Here is a 25,769-nt window from a genome sequence, read left to right as displayed (position 1 = left end):
TAGGCGAAAATGCGATGTCGAACCCGTTTTTGGACAAATCAAGTATAACCGAGGTTTCCATAGATTTTTATTAAGAGGCCTTTCCAAAACGACGGTGGAATGGGGTCTAATTTGTGTTGCCCATAACTTAACAAATGGGCAAACCAATTAAAACCGAAGGTTAAAAAAGAAGAAAACAATGATAAAAAGGTCGCATAAGAGGGGCCTTTTACCAGAAGGATACCCATAATTATCCATAAAATAAAATGATCAAGAGAAGAGCCGTCTCAAATCAGTCCCTCTTCAGGACTTTTGAGACGGCTTCTTCTTTTTTTGTTTGCGCAGGCGCGAATAAAGGATGCCGTTGTTTGGATATGCATTCGGATAAAACGGGGCGCGTGAAAGCGAATTTGGCGTGAATCGCTGACATCAGATGTTTTTCCGATTGTCGTCAGCGCTCTAAAACGGACAAAGGTGCCGGCGATGGCAAACGATTTCTTCTGCGTTGTCCGAAATATTGTTCTTAAGGCGAAGTTCTGGCCGTCGATTTTTTCACGGATTTAATGGTTGAAGCGCCGGACCTTCTCGACCAAAACGACAGCTGCCGGAGAAGGATTTTTTTTGAATGCAAAGAAATGAATAGTAAACAGAGGTCACTCAATAAAACGCGGTTGATAAAGAATGGTTGTGTCCGTCCGCATTTGTAGCCATGAAACATTGAACGGTTTTACCCGCAAGTTTTGGTCCAAACGTTTAGATTTTTGCCAGAGGATATTGCGATAAATGGATCATAGCGATAAAGGAGCATGGTTGTGAAAAGGCGGCACGTTTTCTTTAGAAATAGGATATATCGGCGGTTATGGATGGCGAGAACAGGAAGTAGCCTAGGAGATTGGTTTAATCAAGTCGCCTTGTCGACGACGGTTTTAGCCATTACGGATTCGCCGGCTGCGATGGGCTTCGTTTTATTATGTCTTGATCTGCCTCAAGCGGTCATTTCCCCTTTAGTCGGCCCTTTGATTGATAGGTTTTCGAAAAGAAAGATCATGATCGCCAGCGATTTGGTTCGAGCTGTCGTGATTTTGTCTTTTATCTTGGCCTCCGTTTTTAGACAAATGTGGGTCTTCTATTTGGGTGGGCCGATCCTAGGCTGTGCCAGTGCGTTTTTTTCTCCTGCTAAGAGCGCAACGATTCCTGTCGTCGTTGAAAAAAGCGATTTGACGGAAGCCAATGCCCTGGATTTGAGCACTTCCGGCGCGTTGGCCATCATAGGTGCTTTATTGGGCGGGATCGTATCCTCCTTTTTCCTTCCGGCAGTTTCATTTTTGATCAATTGTTTAAGTTATGTTTGGTCTGCCGTCATCATTTTAAATACACATTGGAACGAAGAGGCAGAGGCCGCGGCCGTCCCGAAGCAAGGCCAATCCATCGGGAACTATAAGAAGCAATTGTTGGATGGGTTTAAACTCATTTTTAAACATAGGATCATTTTGGCATTGTTCGTGACGACTTTTGCGTTCGCCCTATCCACAGGCCCTTATTTTATCATGGTGCCCGTTTTGGGCGATTCCCTCTATAAATACAGTGGGATGGGGATCGGATTGCTCTATGCTGCCGATGGTTTGGCGTTCATATTAACCGGTGTCCTGATCCAAAAAGCCGTCGGTAGAGAGATTGAAAAAGTGCGGCGATGGTATGGCTTCGGTTTTTTGATTAACGGCCTTTTCTTTGTCGCTTTTGCCTTTTCTTCGACGCTATGGTCCGGGATGTTGTTTTTGTTCTTGTCCCAATTGGGTTCCGGTATTATAATGTCTTTAAGCACCGCTCTTTTCCAAATATTCATACCGAAAGATTATCGGGGCCGGATATTCGCGATAGAAGGAACGGTTTATAAGAGCACCAGTCAATTGTCTTTGGCTGTATCTGGACCGGCCATACAGCTTTTTGGTTCGCCGCTGGTAGGCACGTTGATCGGTGTCTTGACCTCGTTTTCCGGTTTCGGATGGATGTGGATCAGCCGCCGTTTCGATCGCGTCGTACCGGGGGAAAATCAAAGCGGAACGTCAGAAATTTTATGATTACATAAAATGGGGGGCATGGACTTTGGGAAACTTTAAAGTAAAAAGGATCAGCAACATCGTCGTTCCCGTCAAATCGGTGAAGGCAGCGAGCGACTTTTATACCAAGGTGTTGGGGTTATACGAGGACTATAACGACGGCCACATGGCGGGGCTTCGTATCGGGGAGGCGGAACATCCTTATCATATTTTGTTGCATGTCATCGACGAACCGGAACCGGTCGAGAAAGGCGTCGTGCTGGAATTGGAAGTCGATGACGTGGAAAGCGCTGTGAAAGCGGTGGAAAATTCGGAGGGGAAAGTCATCCAGTATCCGGTGGAAAGAGAATGGGGAGTTAAAGAAGCGGTTATTGCCGATCTGGATGGCTATCGCATTTGGCTCGTTGAACCGATTTCTAAATAGCGATGAGTGAAGGGATTCTTTAAGGCGTTTGACAAAATCCCGAACCGTTCCTTCGATCAGGTGACATGTGGAAAGGCAAAGTCCACTCTCTTCGTGTTTTTTGGCAGGCAACCGGAGAGGGCTTTGTCTTATTTTTGTTCAACAACTTGCCAATCATTTCGTCCGGGTTTTCCACAATTTTGTTCATTGCGCGCCGCTTCAACCGGTGATAGGTATCCCGAAAAGGGTTCAGCAATTTTTGTTAAAATCAAATTAAATCGTGCCACGGTAGCGTCAAGGTTCGCAGAAAAGGGAAGATGAGCGATTTTGCGGGGGGTGAAGCGGACGAGCGTATGCGGAGATGAAGAGATACGTCATGGCGATGGGGGATATCGGTTTTCAATGAGCGCTGGCCGCTTGACAAAAATATTTCGCTTTGGCGAAGCGGCACCAAAGCAAGTTGCTTCATGCGGAAGACATTTCACAGCCCTTCATCTCGATCAAGTGGGAATACGGGTTTAAGGAGGAGAAACCGGATGGGATTCGGCTTCCGAAAAAGCATCAACCTCGGCGGAGGCGTGCGTCTTAATTTCAGCAAACGGGGCGTGGGCATGAGCGTCGGCGGCAAGGGATGGCGCGTCGGCGTCGGCCCTTCCGGAACGCGCATGCGGGCAACGGTTCCCGGAACGGGTGTATACTATGAAAAGCGGTTTTCCAGCAAAACGCCGCGGGCCGCCCGCACCCATTATGCCGAAATCAATCAGGCGGATCGGAACTTCGATCGAAGCGAAGCGCTCGAACGCAACCGCCTTGAAGTCGACGCATTCAATCGGTATGTGGCCATGCTCACGTCCGTTCATGAGGAAACGAGCGAATCCGTGGATTGGGAGGCGATCGCCGCGGAAGAACCGCCGTTCTCCGAAAACGAGATCGGACCAAACGAAAGGGCCGCCCGTGAAGCGCTTTATGCCTATCGGCCGGGGGTGTTCGACCGCTTGTTGCGCCGGACCGAAAAAATCAAATTGCGGCTGCAACAAGCGGTGGCGGATGCCAGAAAAGAAGACGAGCGGTTGTTGCAGTCTTGGAGGACGCGCGTCGAAACGGCCAAGCGCGTGCTTGCCGGGGACGTCCCAACTTATCAAACCGTCTTATCCAATGAAGGTCCGTTCGACGATATTGAAGCCTTAGGAAGCGGTGTCCAAGTTCATTTTCCCGACGGTCAAACGGTGATTGCCGATTTTGCGGTTCGCTCCGAAGCGGTCATTCCGGACAAGAGAAAAACGCTGACCGCCACCGGGCGCGTGTCCGAGCGGAAGATGTCCAAGACCGATTATTACGGATTGTATCAAGATTACGTGTGCAGCTGCTTGCTGCGGATCGGCAGGGAATTGTTTGCGTTATTACCCGTGGACATCGTCTTTGTGAATGCGCGGGCCAGCCTGCTGAATACGGCGACCGGCCACCTTGAAGAAGGCGTGATCGTCTCTGTCCGCTTCGATCGCGTCTCTTTTGAAAAGATTAAGTTTGACCGCATCGATTGTTCCGACGCTGTCGAGGCGTTTCCCAACCGACAACATTTCCGCAAAACAAAGGGATACGGTTTTGTCGAACCGTTAATCGAGATGTAACCTTCATTGTTGTGATTTTCAATAGATAGGATGCTCCCATCGCTTGTATCCGTGAAGGAAAAAAACGGCCGAGGCCGCAAAGGTTTCGGCCGTTTTTTTATGGGGCCGGGCGCCAAATGAGCTGAAAAAAGAATACGTTCAGGGGCCGTTGCGCGCGAAAAAGCGGAATGCGGTTTTTCGCGTGAAAGCGCCGGGGCCCAAGCCCTTTATAATTTTTTCCGCAAATCGGCCAGCTCTTCTTCGATGGCTTTCAAAAGCCTGGCGGTCGGGGCGACGTTGCGGCCCAATGACTCGAGCCTCTCCATATCCCCTTGCAGGCGGGCGTAATCGGCTTTAAGCTCCGCGATGCGCTCTTCGATTTCTTTTCGTGTCATAGGAATCCCCCCTCGTTATTTGTACTGTTGCAAGAGAAGAGTCACCAAATGTGGACACCAAAGGGTTTTCGGGAGTTGGGAGAAGAGGCGCGCATCATCAACAATCCGGATCCTGTTGACCGGAAGCCGACAGGCGCTTGTCCAGTCCGGCGGCGGATCGATTAATCGCCACTCCGTAAAAAGAAAGCGATGCTATAGCGCATGAACGGACGATAGCGGTTTTGAAATCATCGTTGCCGCTTGTGTCCGTCTTTCGAGGTTTCCATTTGTTTAGCCGGGCCGATTTTCACCGGCATGCCGGTTTTCATGAAGCAAACGGCGGCGTGCTCAGCGGTCATCGGCCGTCTTTTTCAGATCGAAAGCTTCCGCCAACAAACGATAGGACTTCAGTTTCATTTCGAAGTCGTGGGTGATGGTGACGATCATAAATTCTTCCGTGCGATAGGCTTCGCTCATTTCCAGTATCCGCGCTTTGACCTGCTCTTTGGTGCCGACAATCATGCGCTTGCGGTTTTCCAAAATTCGGTAGCGATCATACTCGGTGTACGGATAAGTCAACGCGGTTTCGATCGACGGCGTTCCGTTCGACGGTTCCCCTTTATCCAACCTCAGCAGAGAAAGGTCAAGACTCGTCGCCGCAAGCTCCGCTTCTTCTACCGTCTCCCCGCAGATGACAAAAATCGCGACGATGGAGCGCGGCCGGTCGTTGAAATGGGACGGTTGAAAATGCTTTTGGTACCAGCGCATGACGTCTTCGCCGCCTTCGCCGTTGATAAAATGGGCAAAGGCGTAGCCCGTGCCGCGCCGGGCCGCGATCGCGGCGCTTCCTCCGCTTGAACCGAGCAACCAGATCTCCGGCGCTGTCTCGACGATGGGCGTTGCCCGCAATCCCGGGAAGCGGTGGCGCTGATCGGCCAGATCATAGAGATAAGTGATTAAATCATCGACCTGCTGCGGGTAGATATCGCCTTGTTGGACGCGCCCTTCTTGAAGGGCCATGGACGCAAGCGGCATGCCGCCCGGCGCCCGGCCGACGCCGAGGTCGATGCGGCCGGGATAAAGCCCCTCCAACACGCGAAAGTTTTCCGCCACTTTATAAGCGCTGTAGTGCGGGAGCATGACCCCGCCGGAACCGACCCGGATCGAGTCGGTTTTGGCCGCAAGATGGCTGATCAACACTTCGGGGCTTGAGCCTGCCAAGTGGTTCGTAAAATGATGTTCCGCCACCCAAAAGCGGGTGTAACCGAGTTTTTCGGTTTCCTGGGCGAGCCGCGTCGTGTACTGGAAGGCCTCGGCGGCGGACTTTCCTTCCGGTATCGGCGACTGGTCCAAGACGCTCAATCGAATCATCCCGTTCACCTCAAAGCTATTTTACCACTAAATGAAGGGCAGTCCCCAAAATTAAGCGATGACGCGCTGCATCAGATTCTATTGAATGTTACTTTAACGATTTAAAGCGATGGGGGACTGTCCCTTTACAGATAACCAAAATTTGGGTCAGGTTTTAAGCTAAATTAGTAAAAGAAAGGAGTCGACAAAAAATACAAACGACGGGTCATTTGACTTCTTGCGGTGTCGATCCGTCAAAACACAAAAGATGCAAGGGCTGACACTCCGTCAGCGTGACGCCGAACGAGTGCGGACGAATTGAAGGAGGGCATTCATCAAAGACAGTTCACACGGGATAAGAGAAAAAGAATGATACGGCAAGAATTCTTTGCAGGGATGAACAAGGGGGATCATCATGGCGATCATTCATTTTTCCGATTATCGGGACAGACGCACGGGTTTGGCGTTGAAAAGACTGCGCGTGGATGATCACTACTATGAATATTGCTTTATCCCGGATTATGAACTGAAATTTCACTTTTTACATTGCGAGGCCGTCCAGCTCGCCGACGTTTTCGTCAACCTCATCGAGTTAAAGACGAAGCCGGTCATGGTCTCGCTTTTGTTTCCGAAACGGGAAAAACTTGAAGATATTCTCAATTGGCTCGAGACGTATCGCATCGCTTTTAATGAAAAAAAAACGCCGGCGGATATCGCCTGACGAATGCTGGAAGAATCGTCAAAGGGGTCCTCTATAAAGGCCTCCCGCTTGTTTTGTACACCAAAGGCCGCCGCGTCCTGACGTATGATCCGTCGTCGTTTGTCGAAGTGACGGAAGCTTATGGGCAGTATCGTGAAGTGGTGAATCTGTCCAAGCGCCATCCGCATGAGCCCAGAGAATTGTTGGCGAAGGTGCGCGTTTTTCTCAATGGTGAACGCTTGCATAAGTTTTCGCGGGTGTTTTTTGATATGTCGAAAGACACGTTAATCGTCAACGGCGCCTTTGTTGTTGCCGATTATATGGATACTTTTGATGATTCCATCGGTTTTTTCCGGGAAGATGATGTGCTCCCCGTTCTCTATTGCCATGATCGCAGCGATGTCTACATCACGATGCAGACGCAGCGCGACGGCAGCAAACTTTGCATCGTCCAGCAATGGTTCGACATTCGCCGCCTTTTGAAAAAAACCGGAAAAGATTAATGCCACGCCTATGCGGTTAATAAGTCACCGCCTTCTTGAAAAAAGAAGGGCCGATCATGGGGAACAACCGTTTCAGTGGATAAGAAACAAAAAGCCTTAACCGGTAAAGGTTGGCGTTCAACACCCGAGGCGCCTGATTCTAGCTCACCATGCGCGCGGACGGGAGAGCACATCCTTCCAAGCGGCGCTTTTGTGTCACGTTCACGGTAAATAAGCGTTTGTTCGCAGAGCCGCTTTCGCCGCGCCAAGCCTTATTGGTGAATTTGGAAAAAAGACCACCCAACGCCTGATGCGCGCGCACGCCGAATGGCGCTCCATTCGGTGTGCGCGTTCGCATGTTAATGGTAAATCCCCCGCGGCCTTTTGGTTTGCTAGTTTGCAATCATGCGCCCCTCTCCGGTCATCCTTCCATCTTCCTCTACTAAAACCACCCCATATCGGGACGATGGATCGCAGGCCTGCTCTTTTTAACAGCTCATCGGGACGCCGCTGAATTCTTGAAACCCGTCAAACCCGGCGCGCCGGCCGCGCGGAATGCTTCGATCGCTTGGCCTGGTGTTGTTCAGCCGCAGTTTCGGGGGTACTTCTGAAATCCTCGGCAACGGGCATAGTCCAATTTCTAGTGAAAATCCGCGGAATTGGCAGGCATATGTGCGTATTCTTTGCCGCGCTCGTGATCGAATCTTCTTTGATATAATAGGTTCATAGATGGCTGCCAATCTGAGATTCGATCATGTAACGACAATTCAACACGGGAGTCTGTTATGAAAAAATTATTCTTTTATATGGTTGTCTTCACTTTAATTCTGGTAACGACAGCTTGTGAGCATTCGGACACCGCTGCCGTTCCTAATAATACGGGCGAGAGCGCCCAAGCGGCCGGGACGGAGGAAGCGGCGCGGGCCAAAGACTGGCTGGCCGCTTCAAAAGCCGTCTTGGCGGCGATCGCGGAGAAAAACAAATATATTAAAGGACTCGTCGGTTCACATTTGGACGGCGAACCGAAGATCGTCCGGACGAACGGGATGTTTACGGTCAAAACGGCGGCCGCCCATGTGCGCACAGGGCCCGGGATACAATATGAGGATACGGCGATTTTAAAACAGGGCGCTCGCGTCAAAGCCTTTGAAAAAGCGAAAATCGAACGTTTGACGTGGTACCACGTCGTCTTTGGCGACGGCAACACCGGTTGGATGTCTTCTGCGGTTTTAAAGGCTTATTCGGCCAAACCGGCCAAAATCATCAACGACGCACCGATGATTAGCCAACTGCCCGAATTGCCGTACGGATGCGAAATCACGAGCCTGGCGATGCTCCTTCAGGATGCGGGTGTCAACGTCAGCAAAATGACTTTGGCTGAACAAATTCCGAAAGTGCCTTTTGAAAAGAACGGCATAAACGGTGATCCGAATGAAGGGTATGTCGGCAACATGTATCGCGGCGGCCCGGGGCTGGGCGTTTATCACGGACCGGTCACGGCGTTGGCGAAGCGCTATTTGGGCGCGCGGGTGGTCGACATGACGGGCAAAAGTTGGGAGGCCGTGGAAGACCAGCTCGCCAGCGGTCGGCCGGTGTGGATCATTATCAACACGCGCTATCACCGCCTGCCGCCATCCAGTTTTCGGACATGGCATACCAGAAACGGCGACATGAAGGTGACGTATGCCGAACATTCGGTGCTCGTCACCGGCTATGACCAAACCCACGTTTATTTTAATGACCCGCTCGCAGGCATCAAAAACCGGGCGGCGGCGAAAGCGGATTTTGTCGCGGCGTGGAAGCAAATGGGCAGCCAGGCGATTTCCTATCATTAATTGAAGAGCGGAAGAAGAGCGTCTTTTTAATTTAAGGTTTGCCAGAACAAAAAGCCGTTTTATATGCTCCTGCGCGGTTCATAGAAGCCTGTCGCTGGTCCTTGCGGCAGCGCAAGGTGCAAACTTTCGTTCACTCTCTTCCAACCGATCGCTTTTGGCATCAACCGATAGGGGCAGCCGTATTGTGGGAGTTCTTCTTTGATTAGTTTTCTTGTCTACAGCCCCTACTACCCCCAAAAAGTGAGGGCAAGCCGTCAAGGGCGTATGCGGGTGTGGCCACCCGAACCCTTGGCGGCTTGAGCCCTTTCTTTTTTATTGTGCGCGTTCCGTATGACATATTTCCCGCATTATGAATGGTTAACCGCGGTTTTGGCCCACCTTTCCAATAGGGTTCGACTCCATCGAAACCACACAAAGGCTTCATTGTCCTCATCCATGTCAGAGTAATGATCGGGAAAAGCCCGCCCTCATTCCCGCCCGCGGGCTGCAACGTCCGGTTTTTCACGGTTCCCTTTTTCCGAAACGGTGATGCTCTTGGCCGATTTCCTCGGATCCATGTCCTCATATTTGCTTTCCTGTAAAAAATTCCCCCACAACGTATTTGAACTTTTTGATTGGTGAATCATTCTTTTATAATGGATTTTTTGCAAACTTCCCCAATCTATGCTCGTTTTTAGAAGGCTACTTCCTAATTGATAGGGGAGACCTGATGGACGCTCAGCCGGATGGGGTTGTCCTGTCTTTAATAATCGGGGTTCATAGTTATTTAAAGCTCGGCTGATCTCGTTTGAGAGATCGAGAAGGGGAGACCATATGGAAACGTTTTTGCACTTGGTCAATCAATACGGCGCCGTCATTTTGTTTGTTTCATTAATGTTGGAATTGATCGCGTTGCCCATTCCCACGGAACCGATGATGAGTTATGTCGGTTATCTCGTTTACCAAGGGCAACAATCCTTCATTTTGTCCATTCTCGCGGCCGCGCTCGGCAGTTTTACCGGGATGAATGTCGCCTATTGGATCGGCAGAAAGCTCGGCTACCCTTTCTTTAAAAAGCATGGGGACAAGTTTCATTTGGGACCGGAACGGTTGGATAAGGTGGAAAACATCTTCCGTCGCCATGGCGCCAAATTTTTGCTCATTGTTTGCTTTATTCCAGGCCTTCGCCATCTCTCCGGCTATGTTTCCGGGATTTCAAGGCTTTCTTATCGCCGCTTTGCCATATTTTCCGCGCTGGGCGTCATCCTTTGGACGACGACCTTTATAGGACTTGGGGATCTCCTAGGACCGCAATGGATGCTGATTGAAAAATCGTTGAAAAAATACATCGTGCTGATTGGCGTCATCGCAATTGCAGCGGCGTTGCTCTTTTGGCTGGTGAGTTTTAATCTCGGACGGATAAAAGCTTGGATTTTATCCGTGGCGGAAAGGATAGAACAGGGGGATCGCGCCCGTTTTCGATTAAAACTGTTGATCACTTGTGTCGCGATCGTGTTTATCTTCTTTGTTTCCGTGACCGTCGGTTTGATTCAAGACTATTTCGGCCGTGATTTCGACGACTTTAACCGCGTCTTTTCTATCGTGTTTTGGCATCTCTTCCGGGCGACGGGATGGGGGCCGGTCATGCGTATGGTATGGATGTTTGCTTCCCCGTTATTTCTGTTTGTCGTCACTCTGTTGGCAGGGGTGTGGATCGTTTGGCGGAGCCGGGATAGTGCATTGGAAATTCAGAGTTTAGCGCTCTTAATCGTCGGGGGTTTTATGTATATGGAGGGCATCCGTCATCTTTTTCGCTGGCTGGCACAGTGGTTTCATTGGTCCTTCGTCGGCGTGCCGCCGTTTCCGGACGACCGCTTGATCTTGGCCACGCTCGTCTACGGGTTTTCGGCTTTTATCGTTTCGCGGCATGCGGTCAGCCATGGCGTGAAAATGTTCAACTTTCTGGCTGTGCTAATGATCCTCATTGCGACGGGCCTCGCCGGCGTTTATTTTGGCGTCCAGCCCCCGAGCGGCATTATCGCCGGTTATATGTTCGGCGGTGTTTGGCTGAGCTTTGTCATCTTAATTTTAGAAATCGCACGATTGCTTCGTCTATAATACTGAAAATCAAACGGTTTCATTGACAATGGCCTCAACAGGTTTATTATGTGGCGATTTAACTGTTTTTAAGGGTTATAAAATGAAGAAAGTACTATTTGTTAAAATAGTATTTATGTCCCATTTCAGATGAAAAAATATATGGTAAATTCTTCTTAAGAAAAAAATTCTATATTCATCATAACTTAATGAAAAAATATTGTTTTTATTTCATACCTATATTGAGTTTGTTTTAAAATTAAAATTCTTATCGCGTCGCGCTCAGGTCAAATACAGGAGCGAGGTGCGATCAGGAAACATAACGAATGAATATTTGATGTATTTGATGAAAAAAACTCTATAGGAACGATGAAGGAAACTTTAAGTTTTTTGTTTCATATTTGTTAATCAATTAGTATGCATGGCACCCTTCTTTAAAGCACCGGCAAACTGTCCTCATAGATTATTCATCGGAGATACATCCTCGAGTTCACCGTTCATATTTGTCATCATCCAGTTATAAAATTTACACGCGATGTTTAGTAAGGTTATTTATAATCTGCCATAAAGTTTATTACATTAATTTTTAATGAGAGGATGATGAATCTTGTTAAAAAAAGGTTTTGTACTTGTTGTTTTGTCCATTTTATGCTTATTTCCGAACACTGTTGTATTTGCAGAAGATTTGACAGAATCTCAAAAAGACGATATTCAAACAGCTAAAGAAAGAACAGAAAAAGCATTAAAAGAAATGGAAAAAATTAATACACCGATTTATTATGGCGATCCTAAGCTAAGTACAAACAGAATATCTGGTTTACAGTTCGAGGCATCGCTTGCCAGTACACCTTATTGGAAAAGAAAAGGTATGATTTATGTGACATTAAGTTCTTCGAGTTCCGGTTCAAGCGCATGGGCTGGCGGTCATGCAGGAATTTCATATAGCTCTAAATATACGATTGAATCTTTCGGCAATAAGGGTGACAAAAACGGTGTCAGAAAATGGAGTAATACATGGGAGAAAAGATATAAGCATTTTTATGCTCTCGGTGTAGGTACAACAACACTTGATGATGATAAAAAAGCGGCTGACAAGGCAAATAGCTACATCGGTAAACCGTATAATTATAATTTTTTTTATATTAATCAAAATAATTCTTTTTACTGCTCACAGTTGGTTTGGTATGTATTTAAACATTTACCGGAACATGCTGTTGATTTAAATGATGGTGGCGCGGTTTGGCCAATTGATTTAAAAGAATCGAAGCATACTTATGTTGCATATGAACAATGATGATAAAACGATAGGTGGACCACATGAGATTAAAAAAAATGCTGCTGTGCCTTACGATGTTGTTTTTTATAATGGCGTGTAATCATTCTACTTTCGACAAGCCGGTCGACTACAAATACGGCTTGGTGTATACGAGTTACTCCAAGCCCGAAAGCAAAATCGTCCTGCTGTCGGAGAAATTGAAGCCGGTCAAAACGATCGCCTTTAAAAAAGGCGGGTTGCAATCCGGCGTGATAAAAGGGGATCACTATTATAATCCGGCCGTCGGAACGAACTCTACCACCGGACACGACATCATTGATTTGGATCTTTCGACGTTGCGGCTCCGCTTTATTCATACGGACGATTTTCCGATGGATTTGGATGTCGATGACAAAAACCGCTATATGTACGCCGTGCATAACTCCGGATTTGACAGCGGCACTCTTACGAAAATCGATATCAAACGAAACAAGATCGTTGCGCGGAAAACTTTGAACGGAACGCTTCGTCAAGTTAAAGTTTACAAAGGCAAGGTGTATGTCGCCTCCGACCGTGTGGATGAACATTTCCAATCCGTTTATGTTTTGACGACGGATTTAAAATTAAAAAAACAGCTCATCAACCGGTATACGGGCGCGCCGAACGACCTCGCCGTCGCCGGAAAACAATTGTTCATCATCAACAACGCGAAAAGCGATATGGATCAAGCGACGAACGAACTGGTTTCTTTATCATTGGATGATGAAAAACTCCACCGCACCGCCCTCAAAGCCTACGATCCGTGGCAAATGTTGCAATACGGAAATGACCAGTATGTGACGCACTACAACAGCTCGGCCGATGAAGGAAATAAAGTGACGGTGAGAACGAAGCAGGGTGAGCGCATCGTCACTCTGCAAAACAACTTATGGATCAGCCGGATTGCCGACGGCCGGTTTTATTCCAGCGACGGCCTTGATTTGTACATCTATCACTTAAACGATTTTAAATTGATCAAAAAGAAAAGCGTCCGGTCGAGCCGATATGTGCTCTACGATTTTTTCATCAAACCATGAGGCGGCAACCGCATGAGGTTGTCGCAGAGCCGGGGAATTTAACGTTTTTGCTCGGTCATAAACCGGGCTCGTCAATTTTCCGCAATAACCATCGCGGATGGGACCTGCGTTTTCGCCCATCCATAAGACAAAACGCGTCTTTACCCGCGCTTCCGCTGTTTGGAAGCCGCGGGTTTTTATTTTAGGAAGACCGGATTCCGGCAAGGATTGAAAATTTTATACCCTGTGACGTTCTTCGTAGAAATATTTCCATGGGGCGCCCAAAAAGCGCGAAAATCCTATTGACGGAATCCCGTGAACATTTTACAATGAGAATGGTTATCAATGATAATGATTCTCATTATTATTTATTGAGGAGGCGCCTTATGATGAAGCGACTGGGCTTGGGCCTTCTGATCATCGGTTTGGCGGTCTTTCTTTTCCTGCCGTCCCCGGGGCGGGCTGCCGGGGATGCCGTCGAAACGGCGCCGGCGTTTCAAGCGCTCGGCAAACTGGATAAAGCGCTACAAACGGGGGACATGAACCGGGCCGACCGTGCCTTCGATGCTTATAAAGCATGGTGGTTGAAAAACAAAAATGAGATCAAAAAACAATCCTTGACCGCGTCCAGTCAAATCGAACAGCAAACCGCCAACATCTCCATCGCGCTCCTCAATGATCAAAAAGAAGACGTCGCGCAAGCGCTTAAAACATTGGAAGATTTGCTGACGCAATACAAAGAAGGGGCGTTTGCCGACACGAACCCCGGTGAAAAAGCGTCGTTATCTACATATATCAAGAAACTGGAGTCCACCAAAACGCTCATCAAAGAGAAAAAATGGCCGGAAGCCGAACAGCACATTCGCATGCTGCAACAAGAATGGCTGACCGTGGAAGGCGATGTCGTCAGCCAGTCGCAAACCGTCTACACCGAATCCGAAAAAAATCTCGTTTTGCTTTCCGCCTACATCGCTCAGCCGGATTCCCGTGAGAAAGCCTTGCCGCTGATCGAAGACATGATCAACGCGTTGAAGCCGCTGGCCGCGACCAAGTACGGCCTGATCGATGCGGCGATGATCCCCCTGCGGGAAGGCCTGGAAGCGCTGCTCGTCGTCGGCGCGTTGCTGAGCTTTGCGAAAAAAGCGGAATCTAAAAGAGCGAACCGTTGGATTTGGGGCGGGGCGCTGGCGGCTCTGGCCGTTTGCTTGGGCATCGGTTGCCTCGTATCCTTCGCGTTGTCTTCTCTCGCTTTCAGCCAAAACAACGCGCTGATCAACGGCTTGTCCGGCGTCTTGGCCAGCGTGATGCTTTTGTACGTCAGCTACTGGCTTCACCGCAACGCCGATATCAAACGGTGGAACGCTTTTATCCGAGCAAAGAGTGAAAAGGCGATCACCAACGGCCGCATGATGTCTTTTGCCGCGATCGCTTTCCTGGCGATCTTGCGCGAAGGCATCGAGACCGTCATCTTTTTGATCGGAATGGTCGGACGCATGTCGGCGGGGCAATTGATCGGCGGTATCGCGCTTGGATGCGCCGCCTTGGCCGCGATCGGCGTGCTCATGTTGAAAGTCGGCGTGAAATTGCCTTTGAAGCCTTTCTTTCTTGTGTCCAGTTTCATCGTGTTTTACCTTTGCTTTAAATTTATGGGTTCCGGCATCAACAGTTTGCAAATGGCGGGGATCCTCCCGTCCGCTGTGGAAAATTACTTGCCGTCCGTTCCTTTCCTCAGCATTTATCCGTCTTGGTACAGCACGGCGCCGCAAGCGTTGTTCCTGGCGGCTGCCCTTGTTACCGTGTTGAACAATCTGCGGCTTAAATGGAGCCATGCGTTAAAAACGAAGGAGGCCAGTTAAAGTGTTGAAGAAATCCACTCTGTCCGCTTTTATGGCTATGATTCTAGCCGTTTCCATGTTAGCGGCTTGCAATGGAGATAAGAACAGCGCCGGACAAACCAAACAAGAAAAAACCGAACAAAAGGCTTCGAGTGCGAATGACGAGATCAAAAAAGGCGCCAGCCAAATGCAGGCGATCAACAAACAGCTGCTGGACGCGCTGGAAGCCAAGGATACGGCGAAAATCAAGGCGCTCGGAAAATCGATCAACGATAAGTGGTTGTCTTTTGAAAACGCCGTCCGCGACCGCTTCCCCTTGCTCTATACAAAGGTCGAAAAATATGAGCAGCCGATTTTTGCCGAATCGACGATGGCCCATCCCGATTTGACCGGGATGCGCGAGAACGCCCGCAACCTGCAACAAGCGCTCGACGAGTTGAAAACGGCCAAAGCGACTGCACAAAAGGCATCCGAACTGTTGGACAAAGCGGTGAAAAATTATAAGGACTATGTGCTGGAGCAAGCGGATCATTTGGTCGAAGCGACCGCGAAATTCACGGCTGCCGTTAAAGCCGGCGACATCGAGAAAGCGAAGCAGCTTTATCCCGACGCCCGTGTCTATTATGAACGAATTGAACCGATCGCCGAAAGCTTCGGCGATCTTGATCCGAAGATCGACGCCCGAATCGATGATGTCGATGACCCGGCCAAATGGACCGGATTCCATCGGTTGGAAAAAGCCCTTTGGAAGGATCACTCGTTGAAAGGCCAGGCAAAATACGCCGATCAGCTTTTGTCGGATGTCAAAGATTTAAAAGCCAAAATTCAAACGTTGAAGTTGAAGCCTGAAGCGATGGTCGCGGGCGCCATGGAACTGTTGAACGAAGCGGCGATTTCCAAAGTGACGGGCGAGGAGGAACGTTATTCCCACATTGATTTGGTCGATTTGTCCGCCAATGTCGAGGGTTCACAAGCGGTCTATCAAGCGGTCATCCCCGCTTTGAATGAACACAACAAAGCGCTGCTTCAGGAATTGGACACCCGTTTTCGCAAAATGGAAGAAAAGATGCTAACTTACAAAAGCAATGGCCGATACATCGACTATACCAAATTAAGCAAAGACCAAGTGCGCGAATTGAGCCAAGCGCTCAGCGAACTTTCCAAGTCGATGAGCCAAACCGCGGAAATCTTGGGCTAACCGCGGAAAAATAACGGAACGTAGTAGGACATGGCTGTGTCTAAGTGCGATGACAAACGGCCGATCCATAGAATGATAGGCCGCTGACAGAGATTTAAATCCGATCGATCGGGAGAGTACAACGATGAGTGACGAGCCGAAAAAAGGGATCACTCGACGAGAAATGCTGAAATGGACGGCCGCCGCAGGAACCGGCCTCGTGATCGGCGCGAGCGGGCTGGCTCCGGTTTTCAACTGGATGGAGCAAAAGGGCGAAGCGCGGCGGACTCATGAAAATGCTGAATCCGAAACCGTCGCGTTTCACGGCGTCCATCAGGCGGGCATCGTCACGCCGCAACAAACCTTTGTTTATTTGGTCGCCTTTGATTTGAGCACGGACAGGCGAAGCGAGGTCATCGCCCTGTTGAAAAATTGGACGGTGCTCGCGGAAAAATTCGCGAAAGGCCGGTTAGAGAAAAATCCGGGCAATCAATGGCTGCCGCCGAAGGATACGGGCGAGTCGCTCGATCTCGGGCCGGCCCGATTGACCGTGACCTTCGGTTTCGGCCCCTCGTTTTTCATCAATGACGGCAAGGACCGATACGGGCTGGCCGCCAAAAAGCCGAAGCATTTGAAAGACATCCCGCGCATGCCGCGCGAGGCGATCGATGCGTCCAAATCGGGCGGCGATGTATGCGTGCAAGTGTGCGCCGATGACAAGCAAGTCGCCTTTCACGCCGTCCGCGGTTTGATCAACGAGGCGGTCGGCAAAGCGACCGTTCGCTGGATGCAGGAAGGGTTTCTCAGCGTGCCGGACGGGAAGACGCCCCGGAATTTGTTCGGATTCAAGGATGGAACGGCGAATCGAAGCCTGACGAGCCGAAGCGCTCAAGAAACCCACCTTTGGTGCGGAAGCGATGAACCCGGCTGGATGCGGGGCGGCACCTACATGGCTTATCGGAAAATCCAGATGTTCTTGGATGTTTGGGACCGCTCATCCATTAAGGATCAAGAAGACACTTTCGGAAGGAAGAAAGAATCCGGCGCTCCGTATGGGAAAAAACACGAACACGATCCGGTCGATCTTCAGCGCATGCCGGCCGACGCCCACGTGCGGCTGGCGCGGAGCACCGGCCAGCAAATGCTGCGCCGCGGCTATTCGTATACGGACGGCATCGATCCGAAAACGGGCGCGATCAATGCCGGGCTGTTGTTCATCAGTTTCCAGCGGAATCCGGATCAGCAGTTCATCCCGATGCTGCGTCTTTTGAGCGATAAGGATGCTTTGAACGAGTATACAAAACATATCGCCTCCGCCATGTTTGCCTGCCCGCGCGGCATCAAGAAAGGCGAATATATCGCCCAAGCCTTGTTTGAAGGCTGAGGTTTCGGCGGAAGGGCGCTTTTGAGCGCTTTTTGGCAAATGATGGACATCCGTTTTTAGGACCCTTTTGGCTGATAAGAAATTAAACCGTCCCGACCATTTCTAGTCGGGACGGTTTTTCCATTTTTTCCGTTTTTTTCGTTCCGGTTATCCGGAGCATAGAGATCGCTTTCGGCATGATTCAAAGCCAACATCATTCAAAGCCCATCGGCATTCTCGATTCATGCCGCTTCGTGTGGTTATTTCACCTTGACGTATTTATACGCGCTGCGGTTGCCGGCTTTGTCTTTGGCATAGATTTTGAGCGTCCGTCCTTTCTTTTGATGGGCGATCTTGACTTTAAAGGTGCCGTTGCGTTGGACGGTCGCCTTGCCGAGATAATGGCTGCCGTAATAGACATAAACGGTTGATCCGTACTCGCCTTTGCCGGTCACGTAAGTGGTTTTTGAAGTGATGGCGTTCACGGAAGGCGTCTTCGGCGGGGTTTTGTCGACGACTTTGGCGGTCGCCGAAGCGCTCTTGTTGCCCGCTTTGTCGACCGCATAGACGGTCAGGACCGTGCCGGCTTTCAGTTTCGATTTCAGCTTGAGCGAGAAGGTGCCTTTGCTTGATGCCGTTACTTTGCCTAAGGTTTTGCTTCCCGTTTTGATGTAAACGGTCGCGCCGGGCTCGGCTTTGCCGCTGATGGTCAGCTGGTTATCGCCCACCGTGGAGACGGTCGGTTTGGCGGGCGGGGTTTTGTCGGAGACGGTCACCGTCACCACATCGCTTTTGTCTCCTGATGCATCCGTCGTGTACACAGCCAGTTTCGTTCCGGCTTTTTGGCGAGGTATCGTCACAGAGAATTTGCCCGTATGATCAGCAACACCTTTAAATGTTTTTGCACCGATTTTGACATAAACAGTCGCGCTTGTTTCGGTCATTCCGGAAACCTTCGTATCTTTATCACTTGTCGGATAGACGACCAATCCAAGCGGAGAGATGGAATTGTCGGATAACACGGTGTAGGTGATATGGGCCCCTTTATTTTTTGGTACGGTGAACGAATCTGGTGTTGCAATGGATTTGACAATTGCCCCGCCACCGTAAAGATAGGTGTCCGAACCCTCATATAATCTCGGTTGGAGGGCGTTGAAAGCAGGATCTCCCTTAAAGCCGTACAATCCATGATTTTTCTTTAATAATAAAGCGGCTCTGAAATCGGTCATGAATTTTCCAAACGTCAAGTTAGATCCAATATATCTTTTTATGACATCTTCAACGGCTTTATAATTGTTGTTCGGATCATTGATGATTTCCTTAAAAATGCTGTCTCCCTGGTTCGCTTGCAGTTTGAGATATTCAATAAACAAATAAGATAAGGAATAGTTTGCTAGCGTGTCGCCGTAATAGTCCCAATTTAAAAGAGAGTGGCCTTCAGCGATCGATTCGGACTGATTATAGTAATCAATGCGGTCATCCAGAGCCTTGCCCTTATAGATTTGTTCGGCTGCCATAGACAGGCCTTCATCCAGCCACGTATCCATGGGGTATTTTTGTTCAATGAAGACATTTTCATTAAAATTAACCATGTGTTGAAATTCATGAGCGAGCGTTTCATAAGCTTGCGTGACGTCCTTCGTTGAACCGGTTCCCATTAAAGGATACGTATCGATATAAAAAATCTCGGAATGATTGGAATAATTTCCTGTAAAGAGATCATTCGGATCAAAATAACCGGCCACGTAGCCGCCCTCTCCATCAAAACCGTCTTGAATGTCGTAGCACAATATGTTGATTTTTCCGTCCCCGTTGACATCGGATTCCTTTCCGAAATATTGATGGATGAGCGGATAGATTCGTTCGTCAAATTCTTTTCCAAGCTTGGCCGCATCGTCTTGGGTAATTTGATTATTGAATACCCAGATGTATGAATGCGTTCCGCTGTACAAAAGTTTGGCGCTGATTTGGTAATATTCATCTGTTTCTAGATTGTTCACCCAAAAGGATTTGCTGTCGCCGACTTTATAAGCCGTTTTGACGGAGGAGAGGCTTTTCCGAATGGGTTGGCCATTCATTTTTTCTTTATTGACAGGCTTCACATAATCGATCGGATACTTTTCATTTTTTAAGTCTTGCGCGCCATTAATTTCAAGGGATCCCGTCGGTTCGAAATCATAGTCATCCACCGATTCATTGCTGATCAGGACATAATGTTTACCCGATTCTTGGCCTTGGGCAGGATTGGGTATTAAGGAGATTAAAAAAGCTGTTGTAAGACATAGAAGCGCGCCCAAACGCAAAAATCTTTTCAACTTCAAATCCTCCTAAAATGATGGTTTCGTCAATCTATCACTTTAGTGAATAAGAAATTATTTTATGTGTTGCACGAAATTTCCATGAAGATTGTATCCCATATCATTGAAGAGTGCTAGATTACATGGCTGATTTAAGCAAAAAATAGCATTATAGATAATTAATAATTGTTTATCGTACGCCCAAACCCAGCCTCTAAAAATCTGACAACCGGCCTTTCAGACAGAGGACGGGCGATTTAAGCTCGTTCTGGACTCCACAAGTCGGAATACCTTTCACCGCTGCGGGCGATTTCCCTTAGTCGGTTTATGATGTTTATTTCGACGTCGTCGTTTAAAGGAATGCTTTCTTTGGCGAATGGTGCTAGCGATTCATGATGACCGATCATAATTGAGTAGCCGGCATGTTTGAACATCGATATGTCGTTGGCATCATTTCCGAAAGCGACATATGACCCTTTATCGAACCCCAATACTTTAAGGGCGTTCCATTTATCAATGTTCTTCGGGCTTAAGTCAAGGGTTTCCTCGTTTTTATGCCTATGAATAACGATATCCGGAACGCTGAGCTTTCTTTCAAGCTCTTCCTTTTCAATGGCCGTCAAAATGAGCACTTTTACAACAGAAGATAGGGAAGCCATCGGTACCGCGTTGGCCAAATGATGGGTATCAAGGTTTCTTAAGATCGGATGATCTTCCGGACCGGTATAAGCATAATCCCATTCGCTGTCTATTAAATAAGTGGCCTGATGTTCCTCGATTAAACCTAAAATTTTCTGCACCTGCGCCTCCGTAAACGGTTGTGAATAAACCAAGCTCCCTTCTTTATATATCAATGCTCCGTTTCCGCCGATTAACGTGGAAGAATGGTAGCGTTGCGGGAGAACGGGCATCATATCCCGGATCGGTCTTGCCGAAGCAAACACGATTTCGTGGCCTTGCCGTTTCAATTCATCGAAGCATGTGAGGATCTTTTCCGAAACCGGTTCGCCATTGAAGCAAATCGTTCCGTCTAAATCAAAAACAAATTTCATTTCTGTGCGCTCCTTGATGTTTCTATTTTACCTAGGAACAGCGTTTAGAGTGGCCAAAACAACTAAAGATTTTATGTCTACAATTTACCATAAAACATTAATAGGATTAACTTGATAAAAAGAATGAAGGGTAAAAGTTTGATAGACGCGGCGGGAGATGAAAGAGAGGTTGTGTTTAATATTGTCGCATGGGATGATGTGGCCGAATGCCTTGCCTCATGTCCACGGGCACGGACGGCAGGCGAAACTACCGGATGTGCGATGTTTCAACCTTTAAGTGGTGTGGCCAGCCAAACGGTCAACATTTTTTTTCGGGGGCAAACGAAAGGGAGCGCAGGCCGGATGTTTTTGCTATATTTAAATTGATTTGTCGGCCATTTCAATCGGCATGGATGGAGGAATCCATGCAAGCGGATGATGGGATCCTAATATTAAGAAAGTCACATGTCGGGGATTTGAAGCCGATGATCGGCGTCCCCTTACCCCCTTTGGAAAGGAGTCATTCAAAATGCCTACTTTGCATCCGTACATTTTCAGCGAGGATGCCAGAAAACAAGCCGATTTCTATGCGAAGGCGCTCGGCGGCGAGATCGTCGACGTAAAAACTTTTGCGGAGATGCCGAACGCGCCGGAGGAAGATAAAGACAAGGTGATGCACCTCGTCCTGAAGGTCGGCGATTTGCAAATTTTCATGGCGGATTCATCGCCCGTCAGGCAAGGCAACGCGATCGATTTGACGCTCGTTTACGAGTCGGAAGAAGAAGCGCGTCAAGCCTTCGAAGGACTGGCCCAAGGCGGCAAGGTGCTCATGCCGTTTGAACGCATGTTTTGGGGGACGAGTTTCGGACGTGTCGTCGACCCGTTCGGCATCCGCTGGCAGATTTCCACCGAAAACTAAGAAACAGAAAGCTTCCGGTCCATTCCGGAAGCTTTCTGATTTTGAGATGAAGATCCATCCCGAGGGGGAATCCGCTTCTTTCCATTATCAACAGGTCTTCTTGGCTGTGTAGGGCTTCACGCTTTTTCGGGGCAGCTGCCGTAGCTCCTTGGCAAAGGCCAAAAATGTCGAGAAACCAGTCGGCAAAAAAAGGTTCGCTCATCAAACATCCGCTGCCGCTTCCGAATCTGATTGGAAGACAAAATGATGCATCTCAAAGCTAAACGCTGCGTGGAAGGAGTTTCCCTTAAAGGCCGTGCTCGCTAATCGTTACCGTTTGAATCTTGCAAATCCTTCCTTCATAGAATGGGAAGCGGCCATGCTGCGGATTAAAAGTGCTTACCGGTCTGCGGCGACCTGCACGGGATAGGTAATTACAAGGCCTTCATGGATCCGTTTTTTGAGTTCCGGAATCAATTGTTGGACGGTCTCAGCGTTTCCCACCGATTCAATAACAATGGGAACTTGGGAGGAAAGTGAAAAAACGGATTCCTTATGAATCACGTGATCTTTTCCAAATCCTTCGATTCCTCTGGTCACTGTCGACCAAATCAGGTGATGCCGCTGCAGCAATTGCAGGATTTCCTCATAAAGCGGCGTTTTGAATCAGCTGGAATTTTCTTTAATAAAAATTTTCATCATAAAGGTGTTGGACAAATCCAAGGGGAATTCCTCCTTAAATAACCGGATCACCGGAAATGAAAGAATCATTCCGTGGGGAATTTGCGAGCGAAGCCGCGGAGTGACCGCCTGAATTCGTGAGGCTTCATCGACGGCCTCGATGATGATCGGCAGATTGTTAAATGGGGTGTCCTCCACGATAAACGCCCGAAAATCATCCTTTTCACCAAGGCCTTCATAGGAACGCAACACCGTAGCGCCCTCAAGGCCCTGGCTCCACAATTCTTTTAAAATCGAGTGGTACAAGAGTTCCCAGCTATGTTTTCGCCCTTGAAACTCCCCCAAGACAATCCTTAAAAGTTCCGCCATGATTTCACCTCATTGTCGCGATCTTCGCGAGAGAGTACCCGGCAAAAGCCAATAAAATCCCCGCTGTGTAACTCATTCCCAAATATAAACCCATCTTGCCATACGCTTTGTTTGTCCACATGTTTACACTTTCCAATTTAAAAGTCGAAAACGTGGTGAACGCCCCCATAAATCCCGTTCCCCATAGGAGTAACCGGGACTCGGGCCATTCACCGCCGATCATCCATCCCAAAAGAAAAGAGCCCAAGAGATTGACCGTCAAAGTCCCGAATGGAAAGCGGCCATAAATCCTGGAGAGCCGTTGGCTGACGATGTAGCGGCAAATGGCGCCCAAAAAACCGCCGGCTCCGACAAGCAAAACCGCTATCATGTTGTTTCCACCGCCTTTTTCTCTTTTTGCAGGGCACCCATTCGCCATCCGAGCCAGGCAGATAGCCATCCTCCCCAGGCGCTTGCCAGAAGGTAAAAAAGGGCCGGCATCCAGAGATCGGCATGAAGCAGGCGAACGACCTCCACGCTGAAAGTGGAGAAAGTGGTAAATGAGCCGATCACGCCGGTTCCTAAACCGGTTCGGATCCATAGGGGGATTTGCGCATTGTGAATAATTCGGGCGGATAGCCATCCTAATGCACAACAGCCCATCATGTTGGTGATCCAGGTCGCCAACGGAAAATGGGCCACCGAAACAGCGGGAATGGCCAAACTCAACCCATAGCGCAGGAGGGCACCGATGATTCCGCCCAGCCCGATGCCAAAATAAATCAAACGCCTTCACCTCACATGAATAGAGTTCCCAAAAATAAATAGACTCCTACCAGCGATCAACAACTGGTAGGAGTCATTAGCCTTAAAGGCGGTTACGGCGAACTCCATCGCCTATGCGGTTTAATCCGACGTCCTTCATTATATCACATATGCGGAAAAAAAGAATCGTTTGCCTGCATTTCATGGAACGGACTCCAAAGGCAAACGCTTACAAATTGCAGTTCGGGCATTTCTCTCGCTTCTGTCATAGACTATGCGTCCATCCCGGTCCTCGTTGCCACACGCGCCATAGCCCACTTTCGGACATCTATGAAACCAAATCCCCAGAAAATCTCATTCCAAAAGCTCGTAACCGGGAATCGTGAGAAATTCTTCAAAATCATCGTTTTTCGTCAGTTGGTCGAACAGCTTTGCGGCTTCTTCGTATTTGCCGGCGGAAAAGGCTTCGTCACCGACCGACTGTTTGATTTTTTGCAGCTCCTCCGCCAACAGTTCTTCATACAGCGCCAGCGTCACTTTGCGCCCGTCATTCAGGACGCCTTTGGGATGTCGAATCCATTGCCATACTTGGGCGCGCGAAATTTCGGCCGTGGCGGCGTCCTCCATTAAATGGTTAATCGGGGCGGCGCCGCTGCCGCGCAACCATGAAGCAATGTATTGGATGCCGACGCTGATGTTGGTGCGCAAGCCCGCTTCGGTAATCTCACCTTCGGGCATGGCGAGCAAATCGGCGGCCGTGACGCGGACGTCCTCCCGTTTTTTGTGGATTTGATTGGGTTCAGGCATGTAGCGGTCGAATTGCTCCAGCGCGACCGGAACGAGCCCCGGATGCGCCACCCATGTGCCGTCATGGCCGTCTATGGCTTCGCGTTTTTTATCTTCGCGCACCTTTTCGAATGCCGCCTCATTCGCCGCCGGATCGTTTTTCACGGGAATGTTGGCGGCCATCCCGCCGATCGCCGGGGCGTTCCGCTTGTGGCAAGTCTGGATCGTCAGCAGGGTATAGGCGCGCATGAACGGCACCGTCATCGTCACCTGGGCGCGGTCGGGAAAAATGACGTCCGGGCGTTCGCGAAAGCGCTTAATAAAGTTGAAAATATAATCCCATCGCCCGCAGTTCAGTCCGGCGGAATGCTCGCGAAGTTCATAAAGGATTTCATCCATTTCAAACGCGGCGAGGATCGTTTCGATCAACACCGTGGCTTTGATCGTCCCGCGCGGAATGCCGAGCTCTTCTTCCGCGAACACGAAGACATCGTTCCAAAGCCGGGCTTCAAGATGGCTTTCCATCTTCGGCAAGTAAAAATACGGCCCCGATCCGTTTTCGATCAAGGTTTTGGCGTTGTGGAAAAAATACAGTCCGAAGTCGAACAGGCTGCCCGAGATCGGCCGGCCGTGGATCCGCACGTGCTTTTCCACCAGATGCCAACCGCGCGGGCGGACGAAGAGGGTCGCGACTTGATCGTTTAACCGGTAGGTTTTGCCGTTGGCCGGATTTTGGTATGTGATCGTCCGGTTCACGGCGTCGCGCAGGTTGATTTGGCCTTGGATGTTGTTTTTCCACGTGGGCGAATTGGCGTCTTCAAAATCGGCCATAAACACTTTGGCCCCGGAATTGAGCGCGTTGATGATCATCTTCCGGTCGACCGGTCCCGTGATTTCCACGCGCCGATCTTGCAAGTCCTTGGGCAACGGGGCAATCGTCCACGTACCGTTGCGAATGTGCGCCGTCTCCGCCAGAAAATCCGGTAATTTGCCTTGATTGATCTCCGCTTGCCGTTTCTGGCGGGCTTCTAAGAGTTCGATTCGGCGGTCGTCGAATCGGACATGCAGTTTTTTCACGAATTCCAACGCGTCCTTGGTCAAGATGTCCGAATAATCCGGTTGGATGTCCCCGTAGATTTCCACGCCGTCCGGCAAAGTCAAGACCGTTGCAGCCATTTCAACCACCCTTTTCATGAGTTGATGATTAAAACAAAGCACATGACTTTCCTAGGTTAAATTTTAAATGGGCGATTATTGATATTCAAGTATGAAAATTCGATAATATTCTACATTTGATTACGAGGCGGGAGGCGCGTCCGGATTCCTATAACTGTTGGCTTCACGGGAATGGGCCGGCGTCGTGGCGCCTGGGCCATCACACGATGCATTCGCGCTTTTTAACCGCGAAGAACGCA

At 49.2% G+C, this 25,769-nt stretch carries 21 protein-coding genes, 2 pseudogenes and 1 riboswitch; of the genes and pseudogenes, 14 read left to right on the top strand and 9 right to left on the bottom strand.

Translation table 11 applies throughout. The features are described 5' to 3' along the window. The 4 genes and pseudogenes from CCB157_RS04435 to CCB157_RS04420 form a co-directional block, all read left to right on the top strand. Positions 1-198 (top strand): annotated as a pseudogene (locus CCB157_RS04435) (transposase); the annotation flags it as partial. Positions 199-785: 587 nt separating this feature from the next. After that, the gene (locus tag CCB157_RS04430) at positions 786-2,057 is read left to right on the top strand and encodes an MFS transporter (RefSeq protein WP_077614721.1); all 1,272 of its coding nucleotides are present in this window, start codon (positions 786-788) and stop codon (positions 2,055-2,057) included. Positions 2,058-2,082: 25 nt separating this feature from the next. Then, positions 2,083-2,460 (top strand): VOC family protein, encoded by a 378-nt coding sequence (locus CCB157_RS04425; RefSeq protein ID WP_158077201.1) that lies wholly within the window; start codon positions 2,083-2,085, stop codon positions 2,458-2,460. Positions 2,461-2,975: 515 nt separating this feature from the next. Then, positions 2,976-4,067, top strand: coding sequence for a DUF4236 domain-containing protein (locus CCB157_RS04420; protein WP_158077200.1), 1,092 nt, complete (start codon positions 2,976-2,978; stop codon positions 4,065-4,067). Between the two features lie 206 nt (positions 4,068-4,273). Here the strand turns inward: CCB157_RS04420 and CCB157_RS17845 are convergent, their stop codons facing one another. Together CCB157_RS17845 and CCB157_RS04415 are read right to left on the bottom strand one after the other, a co-directional pair. Continuing rightward, a complete protein-coding gene (locus CCB157_RS17845; RefSeq protein ID WP_193432252.1) occupies positions 4,274-4,441 on the bottom strand; it encodes an SE1832 family protein in 168 nt (55 codons plus the stop codon). A 327-nt stretch (positions 4,442-4,768) separates the two neighbouring features. After that, the gene (locus CCB157_RS04415) at positions 4,769-5,791 is read right to left on the bottom strand and encodes an LLM class flavin-dependent oxidoreductase (protein ID WP_077614718.1); all 1,023 of its coding nucleotides are present in this window, start codon (positions 5,789-5,791) and stop codon (positions 4,769-4,771) included. A gap of 394 nt (positions 5,792-6,185) precedes the next feature. Between CCB157_RS04415 and CCB157_RS04410 the strand changes: the two genes are divergently transcribed. From CCB157_RS04410 to efeB, 9 genes are all read left to right on the top strand, one after another. After that, complete coding sequence (locus CCB157_RS04410) at positions 6,186-6,491, top strand: hypothetical protein (protein WP_077614717.1); 306 nt, start codon at positions 6,186-6,188, stop codon at positions 6,489-6,491. Between the two features lie 53 nt (positions 6,492-6,544). Further along, complete coding sequence (locus CCB157_RS04405) at positions 6,545-6,973, top strand: hypothetical protein (RefSeq protein WP_077614716.1); 429 nt, start codon at positions 6,545-6,547, stop codon at positions 6,971-6,973. Positions 6,974-7,737: 764 nt separating this feature from the next. After that, entirely contained in the window at positions 7,738-8,787 is a 1,050-nt protein-coding gene (locus tag CCB157_RS17535) for a C39 family peptidase (RefSeq protein ID WP_158077199.1), read from the top strand. Positions 8,788-9,600: 813 nt separating this feature from the next. Beyond that, positions 9,601-10,884, top strand: a complete 1,284-nt coding sequence (locus CCB157_RS04385) for a VTT domain-containing protein (protein ID WP_077614713.1) — start codon at positions 9,601-9,603, stop codon at positions 10,882-10,884. 586 nt (positions 10,885-11,470) lie between these two features. After that, entirely contained in the window at positions 11,471-12,157 is a 687-nt protein-coding gene (locus tag CCB157_RS04380) for a YiiX/YebB-like N1pC/P60 family cysteine hydrolase (protein WP_077614712.1), read from the top strand. Between the two features lie 23 nt (positions 12,158-12,180). Continuing rightward, a complete protein-coding gene (locus tag CCB157_RS04375) occupies positions 12,181-13,194 on the top strand; it encodes a YncE family protein (protein WP_077614711.1) in 1,014 nt (337 codons plus the stop codon). Positions 13,195-13,559: 365 nt separating this feature from the next. Then, complete coding sequence (locus CCB157_RS04370; protein ID WP_158077198.1) at positions 13,560-15,029, top strand: FTR1 family iron permease; 1,470 nt, start codon at positions 13,560-13,562, stop codon at positions 15,027-15,029. A 31-nt stretch (positions 15,030-15,060) separates the two neighbouring features. Then, positions 15,061-16,206, top strand: a complete 1,146-nt coding sequence (gene efeO / locus CCB157_RS04365; protein WP_077614723.1) for an iron uptake system protein EfeO — start codon at positions 15,061-15,063, stop codon at positions 16,204-16,206. A gap of 124 nt (positions 16,207-16,330) precedes the next feature. After that, the gene (efeB, locus tag CCB157_RS04360) at positions 16,331-17,569 is read left to right on the top strand and encodes an iron uptake transporter deferrochelatase/peroxidase subunit (protein WP_077614710.1); all 1,239 of its coding nucleotides are present in this window, start codon (positions 16,331-16,333) and stop codon (positions 17,567-17,569) included. A 239-nt stretch (positions 17,570-17,808) separates the two neighbouring features. On the opposite strand, the gene CCB157_RS04355 is transcribed toward efeB, so the two are convergent. Continuing rightward, positions 17,809-19,863 (bottom strand): Ig-like domain-containing protein, encoded by a 2,055-nt coding sequence (locus tag CCB157_RS04355; RefSeq protein WP_077614709.1) that lies wholly within the window; start codon positions 19,861-19,863, stop codon positions 17,809-17,811. A 239-nt stretch (positions 19,864-20,102) separates the two neighbouring features. Then, complete coding sequence (locus CCB157_RS04350) at positions 20,103-20,897, bottom strand: HAD-IIB family hydrolase (RefSeq protein ID WP_077614708.1); 795 nt, start codon at positions 20,895-20,897, stop codon at positions 20,103-20,105. A gap of 508 nt (positions 20,898-21,405) precedes the next feature. On the opposite strand from CCB157_RS04350, the gene CCB157_RS04345 reads away from it, so the two are divergent. Next, positions 21,406-21,795: a VOC family protein gene (locus tag CCB157_RS04345; RefSeq protein WP_077614707.1), complete on the top strand. Its 390-nt coding sequence runs from the start codon at positions 21,406-21,408 to the stop codon at positions 21,793-21,795. A gap of 378 nt (positions 21,796-22,173) precedes the next feature. On the opposite strand, the pseudogene CCB157_RS18300 reads toward CCB157_RS04345, so the two are convergent. From CCB157_RS18300 to aceB, 5 genes and pseudogenes are all read right to left on the bottom strand, one after another. Continuing rightward, a pseudogene (locus tag CCB157_RS18300) lies at positions 22,174-22,422 on the bottom strand (DUF190 domain-containing protein); the annotation flags it as partial. 18 nt (positions 22,423-22,440) lie between these two features. Further along, a complete protein-coding gene (locus tag CCB157_RS04335; protein WP_077614705.1) occupies positions 22,441-22,824 on the bottom strand; it encodes a DUF190 domain-containing protein in 384 nt (127 codons plus the stop codon). Positions 22,825-22,828: 4 nt separating this feature from the next. Continuing rightward, complete coding sequence (locus CCB157_RS04330) at positions 22,829-23,194, bottom strand: fluoride efflux transporter FluC (protein ID WP_077614704.1); 366 nt, start codon at positions 23,192-23,194, stop codon at positions 22,829-22,831. Beyond that, positions 23,191-23,589: a fluoride efflux transporter CrcB gene (gene crcB, locus CCB157_RS04325; protein WP_077614703.1), complete on the bottom strand. Its 399-nt coding sequence runs from the start codon at positions 23,587-23,589 to the stop codon at positions 23,191-23,193. The genes CCB157_RS04330 and crcB overlap by 4 nt, the downstream gene beginning before the upstream one ends. Before the next feature lie 60 nt (positions 23,590-23,649). Continuing rightward, a riboswitch (Fluoride riboswitch) is annotated at positions 23,650-23,710 on the bottom strand. 212 nt (positions 23,711-23,922) lie between these two features. Beyond that, positions 23,923-25,530 (bottom strand): malate synthase A, encoded by a 1,608-nt coding sequence (aceB, locus tag CCB157_RS04320; protein ID WP_077614702.1) that lies wholly within the window; start codon positions 25,528-25,530, stop codon positions 23,923-23,925. Positions 25,531-25,769 lie beyond the last annotated feature (239 nt).

Origin of the sequence: Caenibacillus caldisaponilyticus, from assembly GCF_002003465.1 — a bacterium.
GTDB classification, from domain to species: domain Bacteria; phylum Bacillota; class Bacilli; order Bacillales; family Sporolactobacillaceae; genus Caenibacillus; species Caenibacillus caldisaponilyticus.
This window is presented reverse-complemented; position numbering and strand designations above follow the sequence as displayed.

Coding starts and splice junctions, on each gene's coding strand:
- CCB157_RS04410 (WP_077614717.1), top strand. CDS start 6,186: ATGGCGATCATTCATTTTTCCGATTATCGGGACAGACGCACGGGTTTG.
- efeO (WP_077614723.1), top strand. CDS start 15,061: ATGGCTATGATTCTAGCCGTTTCCATGTTAGCGGCTTGCAATGGAGAT.
- CCB157_RS04375 (WP_077614711.1), top strand. CDS start 12,181: ATGAGATTAAAAAAAATGCTGCTGTGCCTTACGATGTTGTTTTTTATA.
- CCB157_RS04385 (WP_077614713.1), top strand. CDS start 9,601: ATGGAAACGTTTTTGCACTTGGTCAATCAATACGGCGCCGTCATTTTG.
- CCB157_RS04420 (WP_158077200.1), top strand. CDS start 2,976: ATGGGATTCGGCTTCCGAAAAAGCATCAACCTCGGCGGAGGCGTGCGT.
- CCB157_RS04335 (WP_077614705.1), bottom strand. CDS start 22,824: ATGGCGGAACTTTTAAGGATTGTCTTGGGGGAGTTTCAAGGGCGAAAA.
- CCB157_RS17845 (WP_193432252.1), bottom strand. CDS start 4,441: ATGACACGAAAAGAAATCGAAGAGCGCATCGCGGAGCTTAAAGCCGAT.
- CCB157_RS04370 (WP_158077198.1), top strand. CDS start 13,560: ATGATGAAGCGACTGGGCTTGGGCCTTCTGATCATCGGTTTGGCGGTC.
- CCB157_RS04350 (WP_077614708.1), bottom strand. CDS start 20,897: ATGAAATTTGTTTTTGATTTAGACGGAACGATTTGCTTCAATGGCGAA.
- aceB (WP_077614702.1), bottom strand. CDS start 25,530: ATGGCTGCAACGGTCTTGACTTTGCCGGACGGCGTGGAAATCTACGGG.
- CCB157_RS04330 (WP_077614704.1), bottom strand. CDS start 23,194: ATGATAGCGGTTTTGCTTGTCGGAGCCGGCGGTTTTTTGGGCGCCATT.
- efeB (WP_077614710.1), top strand. CDS start 16,331: ATGAGTGACGAGCCGAAAAAAGGGATCACTCGACGAGAAATGCTGAAA.
- CCB157_RS04345 (WP_077614707.1), top strand. CDS start 21,406: ATGCCTACTTTGCATCCGTACATTTTCAGCGAGGATGCCAGAAAACAA.
- CCB157_RS17535 (WP_158077199.1), top strand. CDS start 7,738: ATGAAAAAATTATTCTTTTATATGGTTGTCTTCACTTTAATTCTGGTA.
- CCB157_RS04415 (WP_077614718.1), bottom strand. CDS start 5,791: ATGATTCGATTGAGCGTCTTGGACCAGTCGCCGATACCGGAAGGAAAG.
- CCB157_RS04430 (WP_077614721.1), top strand. CDS start 786: ATGGTTGTGAAAAGGCGGCACGTTTTCTTTAGAAATAGGATATATCGG.